At 69.2% G+C, this 15,798-nt stretch carries 16 protein-coding genes; 8 read left to right on the top strand and 8 right to left on the bottom strand.

Translation table 11 applies throughout. The features are described 5' to 3' along the window. Positions 1-74: 74 nt before the first annotated feature. From IA22_RS0131050 to IA22_RS0131035, 3 genes are all read right to left on the bottom strand, one after another. Positions 75-926 (bottom strand): NmrA/HSCARG family protein, encoded by an 852-nt coding sequence (locus IA22_RS0131050; protein WP_030125517.1) that lies wholly within the window; start codon positions 924-926, stop codon positions 75-77. 406 nt (positions 927-1,332) lie between these two features. Continuing rightward, positions 1,333-1,803: a hypothetical protein gene (locus tag IA22_RS34800; protein WP_051694864.1), complete on the bottom strand. Its 471-nt coding sequence runs from the start codon at positions 1,801-1,803 to the stop codon at positions 1,333-1,335. Positions 1,804-2,293: 490 nt separating this feature from the next. Continuing rightward, complete coding sequence (locus IA22_RS0131035; RefSeq protein ID WP_015575654.1) at positions 2,294-2,875, bottom strand: TetR/AcrR family transcriptional regulator; 582 nt, start codon at positions 2,873-2,875, stop codon at positions 2,294-2,296. 194 nt (positions 2,876-3,069) lie between these two features. On the opposite strand from IA22_RS0131035, the gene IA22_RS0131030 reads away from it, so the two are divergent. The 5 genes from IA22_RS0131030 (at position 3,070) to IA22_RS0131010 (ending at position 8,641) form a co-directional block, all read left to right on the top strand. Then, on the top strand, positions 3,070-3,648 hold the full coding sequence (locus IA22_RS0131030) for a (2Fe-2S)-binding protein (protein ID WP_014158249.1): 579 nt from the start codon (positions 3,070-3,072) through the stop codon (positions 3,646-3,648). After that, positions 3,645-4,637 carry an FAD binding domain-containing protein gene (locus IA22_RS0131025; protein ID WP_030125514.1) on the top strand — a complete coding sequence of 331 codons (993 nt, stop codon included), beginning with the start codon at positions 3,645-3,647 and terminating at the stop codon, positions 4,635-4,637. The genes IA22_RS0131030 and IA22_RS0131025 overlap by 4 nt, the downstream gene beginning before the upstream one ends. Next, positions 4,634-6,790, top strand: coding sequence for a xanthine dehydrogenase family protein molybdopterin-binding subunit (locus tag IA22_RS0131020; RefSeq protein ID WP_030125513.1), 2,157 nt, complete (start codon positions 4,634-4,636; stop codon positions 6,788-6,790). The genes IA22_RS0131025 and IA22_RS0131020 overlap by 4 nt, the downstream gene beginning before the upstream one ends. After that, positions 6,783-7,925 (top strand): XdhC family protein, encoded by a 1,143-nt coding sequence (locus IA22_RS0131015; protein ID WP_015575657.1) that lies wholly within the window; start codon positions 6,783-6,785, stop codon positions 7,923-7,925. The genes IA22_RS0131020 and IA22_RS0131015 overlap by 8 nt, the downstream gene beginning before the upstream one ends. A 179-nt stretch (positions 7,926-8,104) precedes the next feature. Continuing rightward, entirely contained in the window at positions 8,105-8,641 is a 537-nt protein-coding gene (locus tag IA22_RS0131010) for a GNAT family N-acetyltransferase (RefSeq protein WP_030125512.1), read from the top strand. A gap of 117 nt (positions 8,642-8,758) precedes the next feature. Here the strand turns inward: IA22_RS0131010 and IA22_RS37795 are convergent, their stop codons facing one another. From IA22_RS37795 to IA22_RS0130995, 3 genes are all read right to left on the bottom strand, one after another. Continuing rightward, complete coding sequence (locus IA22_RS37795) at positions 8,759-9,538, bottom strand: helix-turn-helix domain-containing protein (protein WP_234434636.1); 780 nt, start codon at positions 9,536-9,538, stop codon at positions 8,759-8,761. Positions 9,539-9,795: 257 nt separating this feature from the next. Next, positions 9,796-10,113, bottom strand: a complete 318-nt coding sequence (locus IA22_RS0131000) for a YrhK family protein (protein WP_030125510.1) — start codon at positions 10,111-10,113, stop codon at positions 9,796-9,798. 120 nt (positions 10,114-10,233) lie between these two features. After that, positions 10,234-10,857 carry a hypothetical protein gene (locus IA22_RS0130995; protein ID WP_030125509.1) on the bottom strand — a complete coding sequence of 208 codons (624 nt, stop codon included), beginning with the start codon at positions 10,855-10,857 and terminating at the stop codon, positions 10,234-10,236. 521 nt (positions 10,858-11,378) lie between these two features. On the opposite strand from IA22_RS0130995, the gene IA22_RS0130990 reads away from it, so the two are divergent. Continuing rightward, positions 11,379-12,809, top strand: a complete 1,431-nt coding sequence (locus IA22_RS0130990; protein WP_030125508.1) for a nicotinate phosphoribosyltransferase — start codon at positions 11,379-11,381, stop codon at positions 12,807-12,809. An 83-nt stretch (positions 12,810-12,892) separates the two neighbouring features. Continuing rightward, the gene (locus IA22_RS0130985) at positions 12,893-13,828 is read left to right on the top strand and encodes a universal stress protein (RefSeq protein WP_030125507.1); all 936 of its coding nucleotides are present in this window, start codon (positions 12,893-12,895) and stop codon (positions 13,826-13,828) included. A 154-nt stretch (positions 13,829-13,982) separates the two neighbouring features. Here IA22_RS0130985 and IA22_RS0130980 read toward each other — a convergent pair whose 3' ends face one another. Beyond that, positions 13,983-14,855 carry a universal stress protein gene (locus IA22_RS0130980; protein ID WP_030125506.1) on the bottom strand — a complete coding sequence of 291 codons (873 nt, stop codon included), beginning with the start codon at positions 14,853-14,855 and terminating at the stop codon, positions 13,983-13,985. Between the two features lie 26 nt (positions 14,856-14,881). On the opposite strand from IA22_RS0130980, the gene IA22_RS0130975 reads away from it, so the two are divergent. Next, on the top strand, positions 14,882-15,283 hold the full coding sequence (locus IA22_RS0130975; RefSeq protein WP_051694862.1) for a universal stress protein: 402 nt from the start codon (positions 14,882-14,884) through the stop codon (positions 15,281-15,283). A 72-nt stretch (positions 15,284-15,355) separates the two neighbouring features. Here IA22_RS0130975 and IA22_RS0130970 read toward each other — a convergent pair whose 3' ends face one another. Further along, positions 15,356-15,754, bottom strand: coding sequence for a DUF302 domain-containing protein (locus IA22_RS0130970; RefSeq protein WP_030125504.1), 399 nt, complete (start codon positions 15,752-15,754; stop codon positions 15,356-15,358). Positions 15,755-15,798 lie beyond the last annotated feature (44 nt).

Genomic DNA, 15,798 nt, shown 5'->3' with positions numbered 1-15,798 from the left:
CGCTGGAGCGAGGCGCGCTGCCGGTCAGTGCCGGCTGCGCGAACGTCTGCCCACGGTCGGCTCCGTACCAAGAATCAGCTCGCGTCGGCCCAGGTGTGGGTGGCCCAGTACTCGAAGCTCGTCCAGGGGATCTCTGGGTGAGCATCGTGCAGTGCGGGGATGTCGACCCGGTATCCGGGGCCGTTGAGGAACGTCCACATCGCGTGCATGTCAGGATTGCCGACCGCAGCCAGCGGTGTCCGTACGTGGTGGACTTCCCGTCCCAGCGCCTTGCTGAGCGACGCCGCCATGTGCTCGGGGGTGGGAGCATCGCTGGCCAGCTCGATGCGCTGCCCCACGTAAGGAGCGGGGTTGAGCATGACTTCCGCCGCGAACGCACCGAGGTCGGTACGGGCGAGCTGCTGCAGAGGCCGGTCCGGAGGCAGCGGCAGGTCGAGAGATCCGTGCAGGATGCGCTCCTGGCCACCCAGCGCGTTGTCGAAGAAGTAGGTCGGCCCAAGGACCGTGTAAGGCACGTCCCCGGAGGCCAGGTCTGCCTCGATTCGCGCCTTGCTCTCGAAGTGCGGTACCCCGCTGTCCTGGTCGGCTCCTGCCACGGAACTGAACACAAGGTGCCCGATGCGCGCCCGCGTCGCGGACGACAGGATCGCGCGCCCCTGGCCCACCTCCGCCTCCAGCCCCGCCTCGAAGGGGGTGGTGAACGCGAAGACACTGGCCACTCCGCGCATGGCCGCGACAAGGGAGTCCTCATCGCTCAGCGAACCTGCCACCACTTCGACACCACGTCCGGCCAGTTCACGCGCTGCTCCACGTTCCGGATCACGGACCATGACCCGGATCCGGGCCCCACCGCCCAGCAACGCGTCCGTCACGGCCCTGCCCTGACCGCCGGTTGCCGCCAGTACCAGTACCGGTGCGTCGACCATCGAAGCCTCCCTCTCTCATCGGTATCTGCGCAGCCCGTCAGCGGGCCCAAGGCAATGATCAGCCGCGATCGACCGCATGCGCTTCAGGGACGCACCGAAGGGCCGAAAGAGTGCGCTGTCAGGCATGTGATGTACGCCCGCAGTCATACGACCCCTCTGCTGCGGACCCGATCCGCCGGTAGATCGGCTCTCAGGTACCGGTGCGCTGCACCGGATGAACAGGTTACGCAGTCCGCAGCTGGCTGAAGCGGCGTCGTAGGCAAAGGGGACGAACAGGCTTCTGGGTCAGGGCCCGGGTCTGCGGCGCCCTCGGCGAGACGCCGTAGAAGAGCGTTTGCACGGCATGCTGCAGCAGGCCGCCCGTCGTTGTCTGTCCGGCGCTGGCGGAGCCTGTCAGCGCCGTTGGCTACTCGCGTGCGTCGATGATGCCGGTGAGGGCGCGTAGGCCCGCGACGATTTCAGAGGCATCGGGAGCCTGGTCGGGGTCGGTGAGCCACTGCGTCATCAGGCCGGTGAAAAGGGCCATCTGCGCTGCGCCGAGCCTACGGACGGCGGTGTCGCCGACCTCGTCCTCGGGTGTTCCGAGCAGAAGCGCGGCCAGCCCTTGGCGGCCCAGGGCCTGACTGCCGGCCAGGTAGCGGCGCAGATCAACGACCTCGGCTACGCAGGCCGCGACCACTTCGACCACGTCACCGACTACCTCGCCGTGTACCGCCCCGACCTGGCCCGGCGCATCGAAGACCTCTACGCGGGATTGAAGCCGGCGGCCGGGACACAGGCGGGACCGTGGGTGACCGGCCAGCTGACCAAGGGACTGCCGGCGCGCCGGGCCGAGGCCGACCGGGCCGACGCCACCCTTGCCCTGCTCCGTGACCACGGCCGCCCCCGCATGGCCAACCGCGACACGGAGTGGGGCACTCCTGGGCCCTGCAGAACGCCGTCGCCATCACTCAGAGCTTCATTTGGACTTCCAGCTCACCGACGAGCAGATGGCCCGGACCGCCACCCTCGACACCGGGAGCTGCCCACCATGGTCCCGCCGCAGCACCACGGCGCCCTGTCGGGCCGGTGCACCGTTCTGCGCGGCGCGCCGCTGACCGCAACCGCCGTCTTGAGCGCGATCCATCTGACGGGCTGTTCACCGTCCTCACCGAGGCCCGGCATCCCCGCCGTCGCGTCGGCGCAGGCCTCCGAGGCGGCTGTCGTGGTGCCGGCCGGCTGGGCTTTCGAGGCCTGGGGGATGGAATTCGGCCAGCGTCAAAGGGTGTGGCGAAGGGCCTCGGACCCGAGCTCACCGACGAGGAACCGGAGCCGTCTGGTTCAGTGACTCGTCGCGGATGGCTCCCCAGGCCGACGTGCCGTAGCTGTCAGCGGCCGGGGGCCCCGGCGCGCAGTCCGTTCATCACGAGGTCCAGCAGGCGGGCGGCCCTGGGCTGCCAGTCTTCCTGCGGATCCAGCTGCCAGAGGCCGGCGATGGCCAGGAAGAAGTCGTCCGGCGTCACTCCTGGCCGGATGGTGCCGGCCTCTTCGTTGGCGCGGAGCAGCGTTGCGGCGGCTTCCATCACCGGGGCGGGTCCGGGTTTGGCCGGGCCGCCCGGTGTGCTTGTGACCAGCCGGATCGCGTCGGCCAGCCCGGCCTTGGTCATGGCGAACCGGGCGAGTCGGTCCATCCACTCGCGCAGGGCCGCATCGGGTGTGCGGCCGCACAACAACTCGGCCGCCGCGGTGGCCACCTGTTGCATCTCGTAGCGGTAGATCTCCAGGACGAGCGCTTCGCGGTTCGGGAAGTTCCGGTAGAACGTGCCCTGTCCGACGCCTGCCTTCTTTGCGATGGCGCTCAGCGGGACGTCCGGGCACACCGTCAGTTCGGTCATGGCGACCTGCAGGATGCGTTCGCGGTTGCGCACCGCGTCCGAACGCGCGGGCGTTTCCTTCATCGGTCGGGACACGCATCCTCCTGACGGATAGCGGAGTTCCGCCCTTGTTAAGCGGACAGCTGTCCGTTACGTTGGTCAACCCAAGCGGACAACAGTCCGTTTAGGTCTACCTTAGCGCGGCCCGGTGCCGGTACGCATCGGGCCGTGTATCCGGCCGCTGCTGTCGTGCCGATCTCTCTGTCACCGGACACCGAAGAAGGCTGATCATGGCCCCAACACCCTCCTCGACCACCAGTACGCTCACCCTGGACATCAACGGCGAGAAGCACCACCTGTCCGTCGACCACCGCACCACACTCCTCGACGCCCTGCGCGAGCGCCTCGGACTCACCGGCACCAAGAAGGGCTGCGACCAGGGGCAGTGCGGGGCCTGCACGGTCCTGCTCGACCGGCGCCGTGTCGTCTCCTGCCTCCATCTCGCGGTGGCGGCCGAGGGGCGCGAGATCACCACCATCGAAGGCATCGCCGACGGCGATGACTTACACCCCGTCCAGCAGGCGTTCCTCGACCTCGACGGCTACCAGTGCGGCTACTGCACGCCCGGTCAGGTCTGCTCGGCCATCGCCGTAATCGAGGAACACGCGGCCGGCTGGCCGAGCGCCGCCACCGAGGACGTGCGCCCCGAGTCGGTGCCACCGCCACTGACGCCCGACGAGATCCGCGAACGGATGAGCGGCAACCTGTGCCGCTGCGGTGCGTACGTCTCCATCGTCCAGGCCGTCGCCCGTGGCGCCCGGGCGCACGAAGAGGCCCGTACGGCAACAGCAGAGGAGGCCGCCGCGTGAAGGAGTTCGACTACCGGCGCGCCCAGGACGTCACCGGCGCCGTCGCCCTGCTCGCCGCCGCAGCGGACGCGCGGTTCCTCGGCGGTGGCACCAACCTGGTCGACCTCATGAAGAGCGGCGTCGAACGCCCCGACCTCCTCGTCGACGTGCGGGAACTGCCGCTGGACCGGGTCGAGTCCACCGCCGACGGTGGCCTCCGTATCGGGGCGACCGTCACCAACAGCGACCTGGCGGCCCACCCCGACGTCCGCCGTCGCTACCCGGCGTTGACCCAGGCCGTGCTGGCCGGAGCCTCCGGGCAGCTGCGCAACATGGCCACGGTCGGCGGCAATCTGCTCCAGCGCACCCGCTGCGGTTACTTCACCGATGTCAGCGGACCGTGCAACAAGCGTGTACCGGGCAGCGGATGCCCGGCCGTCGCCGGTGAGCACCACAACCACGCGGTCCTCGGTGCCTCCGGCCACTGCGTCGCCGTGCACCCCTCCGACATGGGCGTGGCCCTGACCGCGTTCGACGCCCAGGTCCGTTACGAGACGCTCGACGGGCCGGGTGAGGTGCCGCTCACCGACCTCTACCTCCCCGTCGGCGACACCCCGCACCGAGAGACGACCCTGCCGCCGGGCGCACTGATCACCCACATCACCCTGCCCCCGGCGCCGCTCGCCGCCCACTCCCGCTACCGCAAGGTGCGCGAGCGCGCCTCCTACGCCTTCGCCATCGGATCCGTCGCCGCCGCGCTGGACATGAAGGACGGTCAGGTACGCGAGGCGCGGCTCGCCCTGGGAGCCGTCGCCTCCCGGCCCTGGCGTGCCCGTGCCGCCGAAACCGTCCTGACCGGCGCACCGGCCACCGGCGAGACCTTCGCCGCCGCCGCGGACGCCGAACTCGCCGCCGCCGCACCGCTGCCCGACAACGGATACAAGGTGACCCTCATGCGCAACCTCATGGTCTCCGTGCTGACCGAACTGGCGGAAGGCGACGCCCGATGACCACCACCACGCCGGGCCCTCCGGCACTGCGCACGGCCGTCGGCACCGCCCGCACCCGCGTGGAGGGCCGCGAGAAGGTCACCGGCACCGCGCGTTACGCCGGCGAGATCCCCTTCGCCGACCTGGCCCACGGCTGGCTGGTCCTCTCCCCCATCACCCGGGGGCGCATTCGTGACATCGACACCGCCCCGGTCCTCGCCATGCCGGGCGTCCTCACTGTGCTCCACCACGGCAACGCCCCCCGCCTGTACACCGATTACGTCGGCATGCTCGGCACCCCGCCGGATCCGGCCGCCGTCGTCTTCCAGCACGACAAGGTGCCGTTCGCCGGCTGGCCGGTCGCCCTGGTCGTGGCCGAGACCCCGGAGGAGGCGAGGGAGGCCGCCGAGACCCTGGCGGTGACGTACGACCGGGAGCCGCACAGTACCGTGCTGACCGCGGACGATCCTGACGCCTATCCGGCAGCCGGTTTCATGCCGGCGGCGACCGAGAAGGGTGATCTGCAGGGCCGGCTCGCCTCCTCCGCCGTCGTAGTGGACGAGGAGTACACCACCCCTGAGGAACAGCACAGCATGATGGAGCCGCACGCGGCCACCGCCCGGTGGGAGGGCGGACGACTGGAGGTCGTCGACTCCAACCAGGGCGCCGGCTGGGTCCAGTCCGAACTGGCCACGCTCTTCTCCCTGGACGCGTCCTCGGTACGTGTGCGCTCCGAGCACATCGGCGGCGGGTTCGGCAGCAAGGGCCTGCGCGCCCACCAGGTGTCCGCGGTCATGGCCGCCACCGCACTCCGGCGGCCGGTCCGCGTCGTCCTGACGCGACGCCAGACGTTCTCGCTGGCCGGATACCGCAGCCCCACAACTCAGCGGGTCAGGCTCGGCGCGGACGCCGACGGCAGGCTCCGCGCCCTGGACCACCGCTCGCTCAACCAGACGTCGACCGTCTACGAGTTCGTCGAGCCGAGCGCGGGCGTCGCCCGGGTCCTCTACGACGCCGACGCCCACCGCACGGCCAACCATGTCGTACGCCTCGACGTACCGTCCCCCACCTGGATGCGGGCGCCGGGAGAGGCACCGGGGTCGTTCGCGATCGAGTCGGCTCTGGACGAACTGGCCGAACGCGCCGGTATCGACCCGGTCGAACTCCGCCTGCGCAACGAGCCCGAGACCGGCCCCGTCTCCGGCCTCCCCTTCAGCAGCAACAACCTGGCCGCCTGCCTCCGCGAGGGCGCCCGTAGGTTCGGCTGGGCGGACCGCGACCCCCGCCCAGGCATCCGCTACGACGGCCGCTGGCTGCTCGGCACGGGGATGGCGGCAGCCTCTTTCGGCGCCGGAGCCATGCCGTCCACGGCTCTGGTCACGGCGGAGGCGAGCGGCTCCTACACCGTACGGATCGCCGCCGCGGACATCGGTACCGGTGCCCGCACGGCACTCACCCTGATCGCCGCCGACGCTCTGGAGACCACCCCGGAACGGGTCCACGTCCGCATCGGCGACAGCGACTTCGGCCCCGCGATGATCGCCGGCGGATCCATGGGCACCCGCTCCTGGGCCTGGGCGGTCACGGCGGCCGCCACCGAACTGCGGGAGCGGCTCGCGGTGACCCAGGACATCCCACCGGAGGGGATCACCGTGCGCTCCGACACCACCGAGGCGCTCGGTGCCCTCGCACAGAAGGAACGGCACTCCTTCGGCGCCCAGTTCGCAGAGGTCGCCGTGGACACCTCCTCCGGTGAGATCCGGGTCCGCCGCATGCTTGGCATCTTCGCGGCCGGCCGGATCGTGAACCCGCTCACCGCCCGCAACCAACTGGTCGGCGGAATGACCTGGGGCATCTCCATGGCCCTGCACGAGGAGGCGGTCCGCGACCGGAACACCGGCCGCCACTACTCCCCCGACCTCGCCGGCTACCACGTGGCCACACACGCCGACGTACCCGACATCGAGGCGGACTGGGTGGACGACCACGACCCGGACGATCCCATCGGGATCAAGGGAGTGGGCGAGATCGGCATCGTGGGCGCCGCCGCGGCCGTCGCCAACGCGGTCTGGCACGCGACCGGCGTACGCCACCGGAATCTGCCCATCCGCCCCGATCGCGTCCTCGCGGCAGCCGCACTTCCGCCTTCGGACAGCGGACCGGCGGATGCTTGACATCGCCGACACGCTGAACGCCTGGATGGACGCGGGCCGGGAGTTCGCGGTCGCCACCGTCGTCGCCGTGGACGGCAGCGCCCCACGTGGCCCTGGAGCCGCCCTCGCGGTCGACAGCCACGGCACGGCGATCGGCTCGGTCTCCGGCGGCTGCGTGGAGGGCGCTGTCTACGAACTGTGCGCCCAAGCCCTCCAGGACGGCCGAACCGTACGCGAACGCTTCGGCTACAGCGACGAGGACGCCTTCGCGGTCGGTCTGACCTGCGGCGGAGTCATCGACATCATGGTCACACCGGTCCACGAGGACTCACCCCAGCGTGACGTGCTGCGAGCCGCGATCTCTGCCGCAGCCTCGGGCGGGCAGGCGGCGCTCGCCCGGGTCGTACGCGGCCCGGCGGAGCTGCTCGGGCGTGCCCTGCTGCTCCGTCCCGACGGCAGCCAGGAGGGCGGGCTCGGCGGCCATGCGGAGCTGGACCGCACGGCGGCGGCCGAGGCACGGGCCCTGCTGGACACCGGCCGGACGGGCACCGTCACGCTCTCCGAGGACGGCTCGCACTGCCCCGGCGGGCTCACCCTGCTCGTCGAGTGCAGCGTGGAACCACCCCGCATGATCGTGTTCGGTGCCATCGACTTCGCCGCGGCCCTGGTACGGGTCGGCAAGTTTATGGGCCACCACGTCACGGTGTGCGACGCCAGGGCCGTCTTCACCACCCGGGCCCGCTTCCCCGAGGCGGACGAGGTCGTCGTCGACTGGCCGCACCGCTACCTGCGGAGCACCAGGACCGATGGACGCACGGTGCTGTGCGTCCTCACCCATGAAGCGCGGTTCGACGTACCGCTACTCACCGAAGCGCTGCGGAGACCGGTCGCGTTCGTCGGCGCGATGGGCTCGCGCGGGACCCACGAGGACCGGCTGCGGCGGCTGCGCGAGGCAGGGCTGAACGATCACGAGCTGGCGCGGCTGCGATCACCCATCGGACTGGACCTCGGAGCCCGCACGCCCGAGGAGACGGCCCTGTCCATCGCAGCCGAGATCATCGCGGCGAAACGCGGCGGAACGGGGCTGCCACTGACCGGCAGCGCGCACCCCATACACCACGACCTGAAACAGACAACGGAACAGACAGCAGCCTGACAACCGACCTCCGCGCACCGTAGGACACCGTCCCGGCCGATGCTCGAAGCCCCGGCACGACCACTGGGGACGAGCCCGGCCTCATCGGCGGGACGCCGCCCACATGTGCACCGAAGAAGTTCGAGTCGCGTTCGACGCCCTGGCACGACCCCGCGCTCACCCGTGCCATGGTTGCTGCCATGACAGTTGGCGCGGTTCCGGGCAGTGAGGTCGTACTCGAGACAAGTCGTCTGTTGCTCAGACCTTGGCGGGTAGCCGAGGCCGTCATCCAGCATGAGCTGTGGACCGAACGTGATCCACGAGTGCCGCCGCACCGCCGGATCGACGCGGACGGACATCCCACGGTCGCGGAGCTCGAGAGTTCGATCCGCACCGATCAGCTGTGGTCGAGCGGGTTGCTGGCGATCGAGCGGAAGGCATCTCGTGACGTCATCGGCTACTGCGGGCTGGTAGACAGCGAGCGAGGAGCGGCAGGAGAACCTGAACTGGCATTCGAGCTGCTACGCCGAGTTCAGCGTCAGGGATACGCGACCGAGGCATCGTTGGCGGTTCTGGAATGGGCGAGATCATCCGGTTACGAACGTCTGTGGGCCACGGTCTGGGACTGGAACACCGCTTCTCGCCGTGTGCTGGCCAAGGTCGGATTCACCGAAACCGAGCGGAAGGAGGTGGACGCAGTGCACGGAACCAACCTGTTCACCACGAGGCGGCTCTGACACACCCCCTGTCGACCTTGCGGACCGCTCCGCGTCGACCCGCTGACGCGTCGGCGCCGGCTCGCTGCCTGGAAGGTGGACCGGTGTCCGGTAGGTTGCACGTCTTGCCACCGGCCCTCAACGTGAACGCGCGCGGCTCGGATTCGACCTGGGCCGCATCGAGGCTGCCGACCACGACGGACCAACCTGCACGGTGACCTTGGACAGCTGGAGCGGGGTGAGGTTCAGAAGCCGCAACAGGGCGGCTGTCTGCCGCTCGTCACCGGGCCACACTCCCTGCTCTTCCGCCCGCTCGTAACGGACCGTGTCCATTCCGACGGAGCGAGCCAACTTGGCCGTGGTGAACTGTCGCGCCAGACGGTACTGCGTCAACGTGCGTGGTTCCCCGATCCCCATCAGCTCCGTGGTCCGGCACCAGAGCACGTCGGCCAGAGCAATCAACTCATGCTCGGCCGGACCGTATTCGCCGCTCTCCCATGCATGAACGAGAGAGACGTCGGTGGGCACCCCGCACACGTTCATCTGCTCCGCCACCTCCTGAGGCGACATCCCCAGTGCCCGTCTGGCCGACAGGGCGACATCGGGTGAGAACGGCGGTCGGTTCAAGGGAGGCCTTTCCTGTTCGTCAACGTCGCGTACCGATGTGAACGCGTCCCGGTCGGCCCGACGGCCGCTCGGGAAGACACGACGGTCCGGCGACCCGGCTCGGGCACGGGCCATCTCGGTGATCACAGTGTCGCCGCCGCTTAACCATTCTTTTGACAGATGCGCCAGACATATACACATACGCCCCTCGCACACTGCCCGGTCAGCCCGCACGACGTACCCCCCGATGTCCCGCAAGGGCATGTCCATCATGATCGACAGGGCATCACGAACGGGAGCACGGTCGGTCACGTTTCTCCCTGCCCGGCCAGGCGAACGGGACGAGGCTCCGCCGGACAGTCCGGGCCACCTGCTCCCTGCACCGCCGTACCGCCATGGTCATCGCGCTTTTCGCCCCAGTCCCGGGGGTGGGGATCCACGTGCCGCCAGCCGTAGTCGAAGGGGGCGTTGTAGACCAGTTGCCCCGGCGAGCGCAGTCCCGCAGCGGGCCCGCCCGGACCTCGGACGACTCGCGACAGCCGCCCGTCGCGGCGAGCCCGAGCGAGCGTTCAGTAGTCCTGTGAGCCGTCGCTGGACGCAGCAGCCGCAGAGTGGGACCAGAGCGCCCGGGAGTGAACGCGCTGCAGGTGCAGGTGCCGGGTGAGACGGATCGCGGGCCGGACCAGTAGCTCGATGCTGCCGGCGAGGAAGCACCATGTGCCCGCGATGGTCCACCGCTCGGAGAAGAACATGATGCTGCCGGTGACGAACCACAGGGCGATGAGAGCGTCATTGGCGATACTGGCCACTTCGTAGCGTCGCTTGATGACGAGTTCTTCGCGGCCCACGTGGATGACCAGAGGCGTGCTGTCCGGTGCGTTCTTCATGCCTCCACGTTACGGAAGCCGCGCGGAACTCGGCGGCGAGCAGCGCCGGATATCTCGGCGCGCCCAGCCCGTCCCCGCGACACCGCCGGCCTGAGCGCTGGGCAGGCCGCGCACTTACTCTCAGTACCCCCAGCTGGCATAAATAGTGACGCTCTCACCGTTGTCCCTGGCTCCGACGCACACGTCCCGCCAGTCGAGCAGCCAGCCGCTGGCACGACAACGCTCCCGCTGGAGGCCCAGTTCGCGGATGACTTCCGGGTGGGAGAGGCCGGTATCGCTGGTGACAGTGGCGACGCGCGAGCAGCCGCCGGAACCACAGCTGGTGCCTTCGTCGACCATGGTGATGCCTGGCGGCAATGAGGGGAGGGCCTTGGACGACGGGGCGTCCGAGCCTTCGCTGATCATCAGGGCGTACAGGAGCCCGACCACCAGGGTGAGGGCGAATTGCGTCCCCAGGAAGCCGATCGCCCCGTTTCGACGGGAGATCCATTCCTGGGGAGGGCGTTCCTCGTGCCGGCCTTCCAGTCCCGCGCCGCAGGCGATGAGCAGGGGCGCGAGAGCCGTGAACACGAGATGGGCATCGGGTCTGGGAGCGTCGATCCAGCTCTGCTGGACGCTGATCAGCAGACCGGCTCCGGCGAGCAGAGCGCCGCCCACTATGCACCCGACGGAACGGGTGCGGGTGATCGTCAGCCAGACGACGGCGGGCGCGACGGCGAAGAGTATCCCCAGGATGGTCAGCATGCACGGGAGACGTGCGACCCCGAGTGTTCGGTTCCCCTCGGCTGGGGCGCCTCACTGTGGCGGGGTGCTGTGGCCGGCCACGTCGCCCTGACGGCGTCCAACTGCCCATCGGGCAGCACGGCATCCGTGTGATCGGAACACGGTCAGCGGCGCGAGACCCCGGCAGAGAGCCCACTCGTTCCGGTCTCTGTCGGAGCACGGTTGGCCCGGAGCAGGCGATGACGGCGCCCCCTGCACCACCCTCGCCCGGTGCACGCTCCAGGCCAGGCCTTGTTGGGCGGACATCCGCGGCACGGTTTCGGCGCTCCGGTGGGAGGCCGTGGCCTCGGCGACCTACTACAGGGCAGGGGTCACAAGGCCTACTCCGGGGACCGAAGGTCCCTGGGCCACGCAGTTGTCCAGCACGCCGAGGTACCCACTCGGCCCTGTACACCCGGTGCGGCTGCACGCAAGCCTGGACGTGGAGGTCCCTCCAGGGCCGGGCGGGGCCCGAGACCTGTCGATGAGAAGTGGTACCCCCCATGTCGCATGCCACCACCACGGATCTGTACGAGGCGACGATGGCGCTCTCCTATCTACGGGAGGGCATGACCCGGCAGGCGACGTTCAGCCTGTTCGTGCGTGATCTGCCCCGCGACCGTGGCTTTCTGGTCAGCGCGGGGCTGGAGCCCGTTCTCGGCTTCCTCGCCGATTTCGAGGTGACCGAACAGGACGCCCGGGATTTCGCTTCGGCTCTGGGACGCAGTGAACAGGATGTGCAGGCTCTCGTCGGCCTCCGCTTCGACGGCGAGGTCCGAGCGGTACCCGAAGGACGGATCGTCCTGGCCGGTGAGCCGCTGCTCGAGGTCACTGCTCCCCTGCCTCAGGCACAGATCGTGGAGACGTGGCTGCTGAGCCAGATCAGCCACCAGACGGCTGTCGCGTCGAAGGCTGCCCGGTGTGTCCTGGCCGCAGCAGACCACCCCGTCATCGACTTCTCGCTGCGCAGGAGCCATGGCCCGGAGGCGGGAATGCAGGCCGCCCGGGTCGGCACCATGGTCGGATTCGCCGGCACGAGCAATGTCGCAGCCGCGCTCCGATGGAGGACACGCGCGTCCGGCACGATGGCTCACTCGTACATCGAGGCGTTCGGCGACGAGGAGGCAGCGTTCCTGGCTTTCGCGCGCAGCACTCCAGGACCTGTCACGCTCCTGGTGGACACCTACGACACGGTCAACGGAGTCATGACGGCTGCCCGTGTGCTCAACACCCTCCAACTGGGCACCGGTTGCGCAGTCCGTCTGGACAGTGGTGACCTGGGAGCCCTCGCCCGCGAGGCGCGCGGTGTCCTGGACCGGTCAGGCCTTCCCGAAGTCGCTGTCATCGCGAGTGGCGGCCTCGACGAGTACCGCATCAACAGCCTCGTGCGATCGGGCGCTCCGATAGACGTCTATGCCGTCGGCACGAAGGTCGGAACCTCGTCCGACGCTCCGTATCTCGACTCGGCGTACAAGTTGGTGGAATACGACGGAATGCCTGTCATGAAGCTTTCCGCCGCCAAGATCACGGCGCCCGGACGCAAGCAGATTCTGCGGGCGGACGGCCTGGACGACGTGATAGCGCTGGCTGACGAAGAAGTACCCGACGGCAGGGAACAGGTACTGCGGAAAGTGATGTCGGCGGGTCGTCGCATCGCGGAGCCAGACACGTTGGCCGCTGCGCACCAGCGCTTTCTGAAGGATCTGGCTGCACTCCCCCGCGATGCTTGCACAATCGAGGGCCCCACACCGCCCCTTCCCGCCACTTCCGCCCGGCTCAGGGAACTGACTTCCGGTCTCCGCAGCCATCTCGAGAGGGAAACCGAGCAGCGTCGCGCTCGGAATGCCCGCAAACCGCACACGACTGTCTCGCACCCTTCGCCGGCAGCGGCTGAGGCGGACCGAATCCCTTACGGACGACCAGGGCGGCGGTGACGTATTGAGGACCGAAGCCCGAGGTGGGCAGGTCCGATGCAACTCCTCAGGACCGGACGTTCCTTCGCTGAGAGAAGGGCGACATGCCAGGCAATGTGACGGTGGGACTGAATGGTTCGCCCGAGAGTTTCGCGGCCGTGAAATGGGCGGCGAAGGAAGCGGTACTGCGGGAGGTCGCGCTCCGAATCGTTCACGTTCAGGAGTGGCCAGTACCGCCTGAACACGTCAAGCACATCGCGACGCGGCCTCCGTTCAACGATCACCCGACAAAGCCGAGGGCCTCTTCCAGGTACGAGGGGCTGCTGGAGGTGGCAACGGCGGAAGCCGAAAGCGCGCATCCAGGTCTGACCGTCAGCGCGGAGAACGTGAGCGGCGCGGGTCTCGCTTCCAAGGCCCTGCTGGCCGAAGCCGGCACTCCGGGGAGCACGGACCTGCTGGTGCTCGGGTCCCAAGGGCTGGATCGCTTCACAGGCTTCGTCATCGGCACCACATCGCTGCCCGTGGCAGCGGCCTCGCCCTGCCCCGTCGTTCTCGTCCGCGGTTGGAAGACCGCCGGAGGGAAGCAGGAGCCGCTCATCAAGCATCCGCCGGGACAGCTGCTTCTCGGTATCGACATCAGAGGTACGGAAGACTACGAGGCCCTCCTGGAATTCGGCTTCAGTGAGGCAGCGCGGCGTCACTGCAGGCTCCGGATTCTGCACGCCTGGGCGCTGCCGCCTACCTACGCGCCCGCACAGACCGCCGATCCGGGTCTGGGAAATGAACTCGCCGGAAGGATCGTGCAGGCTTTGGAGCAGGTCGTGGAACCGTGGCGGCAACGCTTCCAAGAGGTCACCGCACAGACCGGAGTAGTGATGGGAGCCCCCGGGGCGGAGCTGGTGTACGCCTCGTCCGAAGCCGATCTGGTGATCGTGGGTCGACGCGAGCGATCGCTTCCCGTCGGCCCCCGGCTCGGCCATGTGACGCATGCGGTCATCCATCACGCCGCCTCACCTGTCGCGATAGTTCCGCATCCGTGAAGCGGTCGGAGGGGATTCTGTTCGGAGTCGTCGGAGTCGGAGGGATTCTGCCGAAGTCATCGGTCGCAGGCGCCGCCCCGTCTATTTCCTCTCCTCTCTTCCTGGGGGCCGCCATGACTTCTCACTTCCCTGGGCTCAAGCCCGGTACCTCCGGCTAGCTGTGCGGTACGACAGCCACGGGTGCTGCCGTGTGGTGCAGGACGGCGTGGACAACCGGCCCGATGTGGCTTCCGAGCCGCGCGTCTCGGTGCCGCAGCCCGACAACGACCAGCCCGGCTCCAAACGAAGCTTCGACCAGGTCCTGCGTCGGATGCCCCTGACGGCAGTCACGCGTCACCGGCACGTGCGGGTAGGTCTCGGTCCACGGCGCCAGCGCTTCGGTCATCTCCTTCTGACGCTCGTCCGATGTCTCCCGCATCAGTGTGGGAACCACATCTGTGGCACCCATTCCGTATACCGGGGGCAGGGACCAGCTGTGGACGACCTTCACGCCGCAGCGGTACCGGTCTGCTGCGGCGAAGGCGAAAGCCAGCGCGTCGGTGCTCGCCCGCGGGAGGTCGAGTCCGAGAACCACGTCACCGCGGTCCGGTGTCGGCGCCGCTTCCCTGTCCGGCCGGTTACGGACGAGAACCAGAGGGCTTCGCATCCGGGCGAGTACCGCCAGGGACACCGATCCTGCGACGAATCCCCTGATGCCGCCGAAGCCACGGGATCCCAGCACCAGAAGTTCTGAGCGGGCGCCTTCGGCGCTGAGCTCGTCCGCCGGCTGCCCGGACTTCTGCTGGGTCTCGATCCGCAGGTGTGGATGTGCCGCTCGAAGGTGTTCCGCCGCCGCGTGCAGCAGGGCTTCCGCCGCACGGCGCTCGACGTCGGGGTCGGAGGCGTAGCCACCGCCGCCGGCCATGTCACGCCACACGTACACGAGGCGCAGAAGGCATGAGCGCAGTGCGGCTTCACCAGCCGCCCAGTCGGCCGCGTCCAGGCCTTCTTGTGAGCCGTCGATTCCGGCAGTGACGACGCGGGACATGGTCAGCTCCTCCTGAGGACGACGCCTTGCCACAAGCCTCACTCACCTCGACCGCGTGGAAGGAGGGCCGGCAAGCCAGGGTCGACGGCGGCGCGGTCGACGCCGTCCTCGCCTGGGAGTCACCCACTTCCTGGTACGGCCTGACCCCGCCTTCCGACGAGGAGATGCGCACGTATGCGTCCCGTGCGCAAGAACTCCTCGACCAGGCTGTCGAGGACGCACTGGGGCCTGGGCCCGGTCGGCCTGTCCCCTTGCGCTCGACCGCGGTACAGGGGCACGCGGCCGCCGTGCTGATCGAAGCAGCCGCAGGTGCCAAGATGCTGATCGTGGGCAACCGCGGGCGCGGAGAGTTCCGTGAGGCGCTGCTGGGCTCGGTCAGCATGCACTGCGCACAGCACGCTCCGTGCCCGGTCGTCATAATGCGCTGAACGGCAGGCGGCACACGGGACGTCCAGGCTGTTACCGTCCTCGCCCGGCGGCGGGAACCGGTGCGGTCGGTATCACCCGTACGTCTCCTGGAGGAAGGCGAGTGCACTGTCCAGGCGGCGGGTCGCCTCCTCGGCGACGGGCACCATGGCGTCGAGCTCTGTGAGGGTGACCATGGTTCCGGGGTCGATCGCCTGGACCAGCACCCGGTTGTCCGCGGCGCGGACGACGACGTTGCACGGGAGCAGCAGTCCGACCGCGCGGTCGGCCTCGAGCGCCCGGTGGGCAAGGGCGGGGTTGCAGGCTCCGAGGATCAGGTAGGGCTCCATGTCGTGGCCGAGCTTGTTCCTGAGGGTGGCCTGGACGTCGATCTCGGTCAGGACGCCGAAACCCTGCTCGGCCAGGGCGTGCCGAACGGCCTGTGCGGCCTCCTCGAACCCCGTGTGCAGCTGGACGGTGCGGTCGTAGGGCATGGTCTCCCACCTCGTTCTCTCGGCCTGCCGGTGCCTCCGGCGGG

It is taken from the genome of Kitasatospora papulosa (genome assembly GCF_000717245.1).
Lineage (GTDB): Bacteria > Actinomycetota > Actinomycetes > Streptomycetales > Streptomycetaceae > Streptomyces > Streptomyces papulosus.
Note: the sequence above shows the minus strand (reverse complement) of the source record. Positions and strands in the feature narration are given on the sequence as shown.

Excerpts from the sequence above, each read along its gene's own strand:
- IA22_RS0130980 (WP_030125506.1), bottom strand. The coding sequence starts at position 14,855 with ATGTCCCGCGTCGTCACTGCCGGAATCGACGGCTCACAAGAAGGCCTG.
- IA22_RS0131020 (WP_030125513.1), top strand. The coding sequence starts at position 4,634 with ATGACCACCACCACGCCGGGCCCTCCGGCACTGCGCACGGCCGTCGGC.
- IA22_RS0131030 (WP_014158249.1), top strand. The coding sequence starts at position 3,070 with ATGGCCCCAACACCCTCCTCGACCACCAGTACGCTCACCCTGGACATC.
- IA22_RS0130995 (WP_030125509.1), bottom strand. The coding sequence starts at position 10,857 with ATGCTGACCATCCTGGGGATACTCTTCGCCGTCGCGCCCGCCGTCGTC.
- IA22_RS0131015 (WP_015575657.1), top strand. The coding sequence starts at position 6,783 with ATGCTTGACATCGCCGACACGCTGAACGCCTGGATGGACGCGGGCCGG.
- IA22_RS0131050 (WP_030125517.1), bottom strand. The coding sequence starts at position 926 with ATGGTCGACGCACCGGTACTGGTACTGGCGGCAACCGGCGGTCAGGGC.
- IA22_RS0130985 (WP_030125507.1), top strand. The coding sequence starts at position 12,893 with ATGCCAGGCAATGTGACGGTGGGACTGAATGGTTCGCCCGAGAGTTTC.
- IA22_RS0131010 (WP_030125512.1), top strand. The coding sequence starts at position 8,105 with ATGACAGTTGGCGCGGTTCCGGGCAGTGAGGTCGTACTCGAGACAAGT.
- IA22_RS0130970 (WP_030125504.1), bottom strand. The coding sequence starts at position 15,754 with ATGCCCTACGACCGCACCGTCCAGCTGCACACGGGGTTCGAGGAGGCC.
- IA22_RS0131000 (WP_030125510.1), bottom strand. The coding sequence starts at position 10,113 with ATGAAGAACGCACCGGACAGCACGCCTCTGGTCATCCACGTGGGCCGC.
- IA22_RS0130990 (WP_030125508.1), top strand. The coding sequence starts at position 11,379 with ATGTCGCATGCCACCACCACGGATCTGTACGAGGCGACGATGGCGCTC.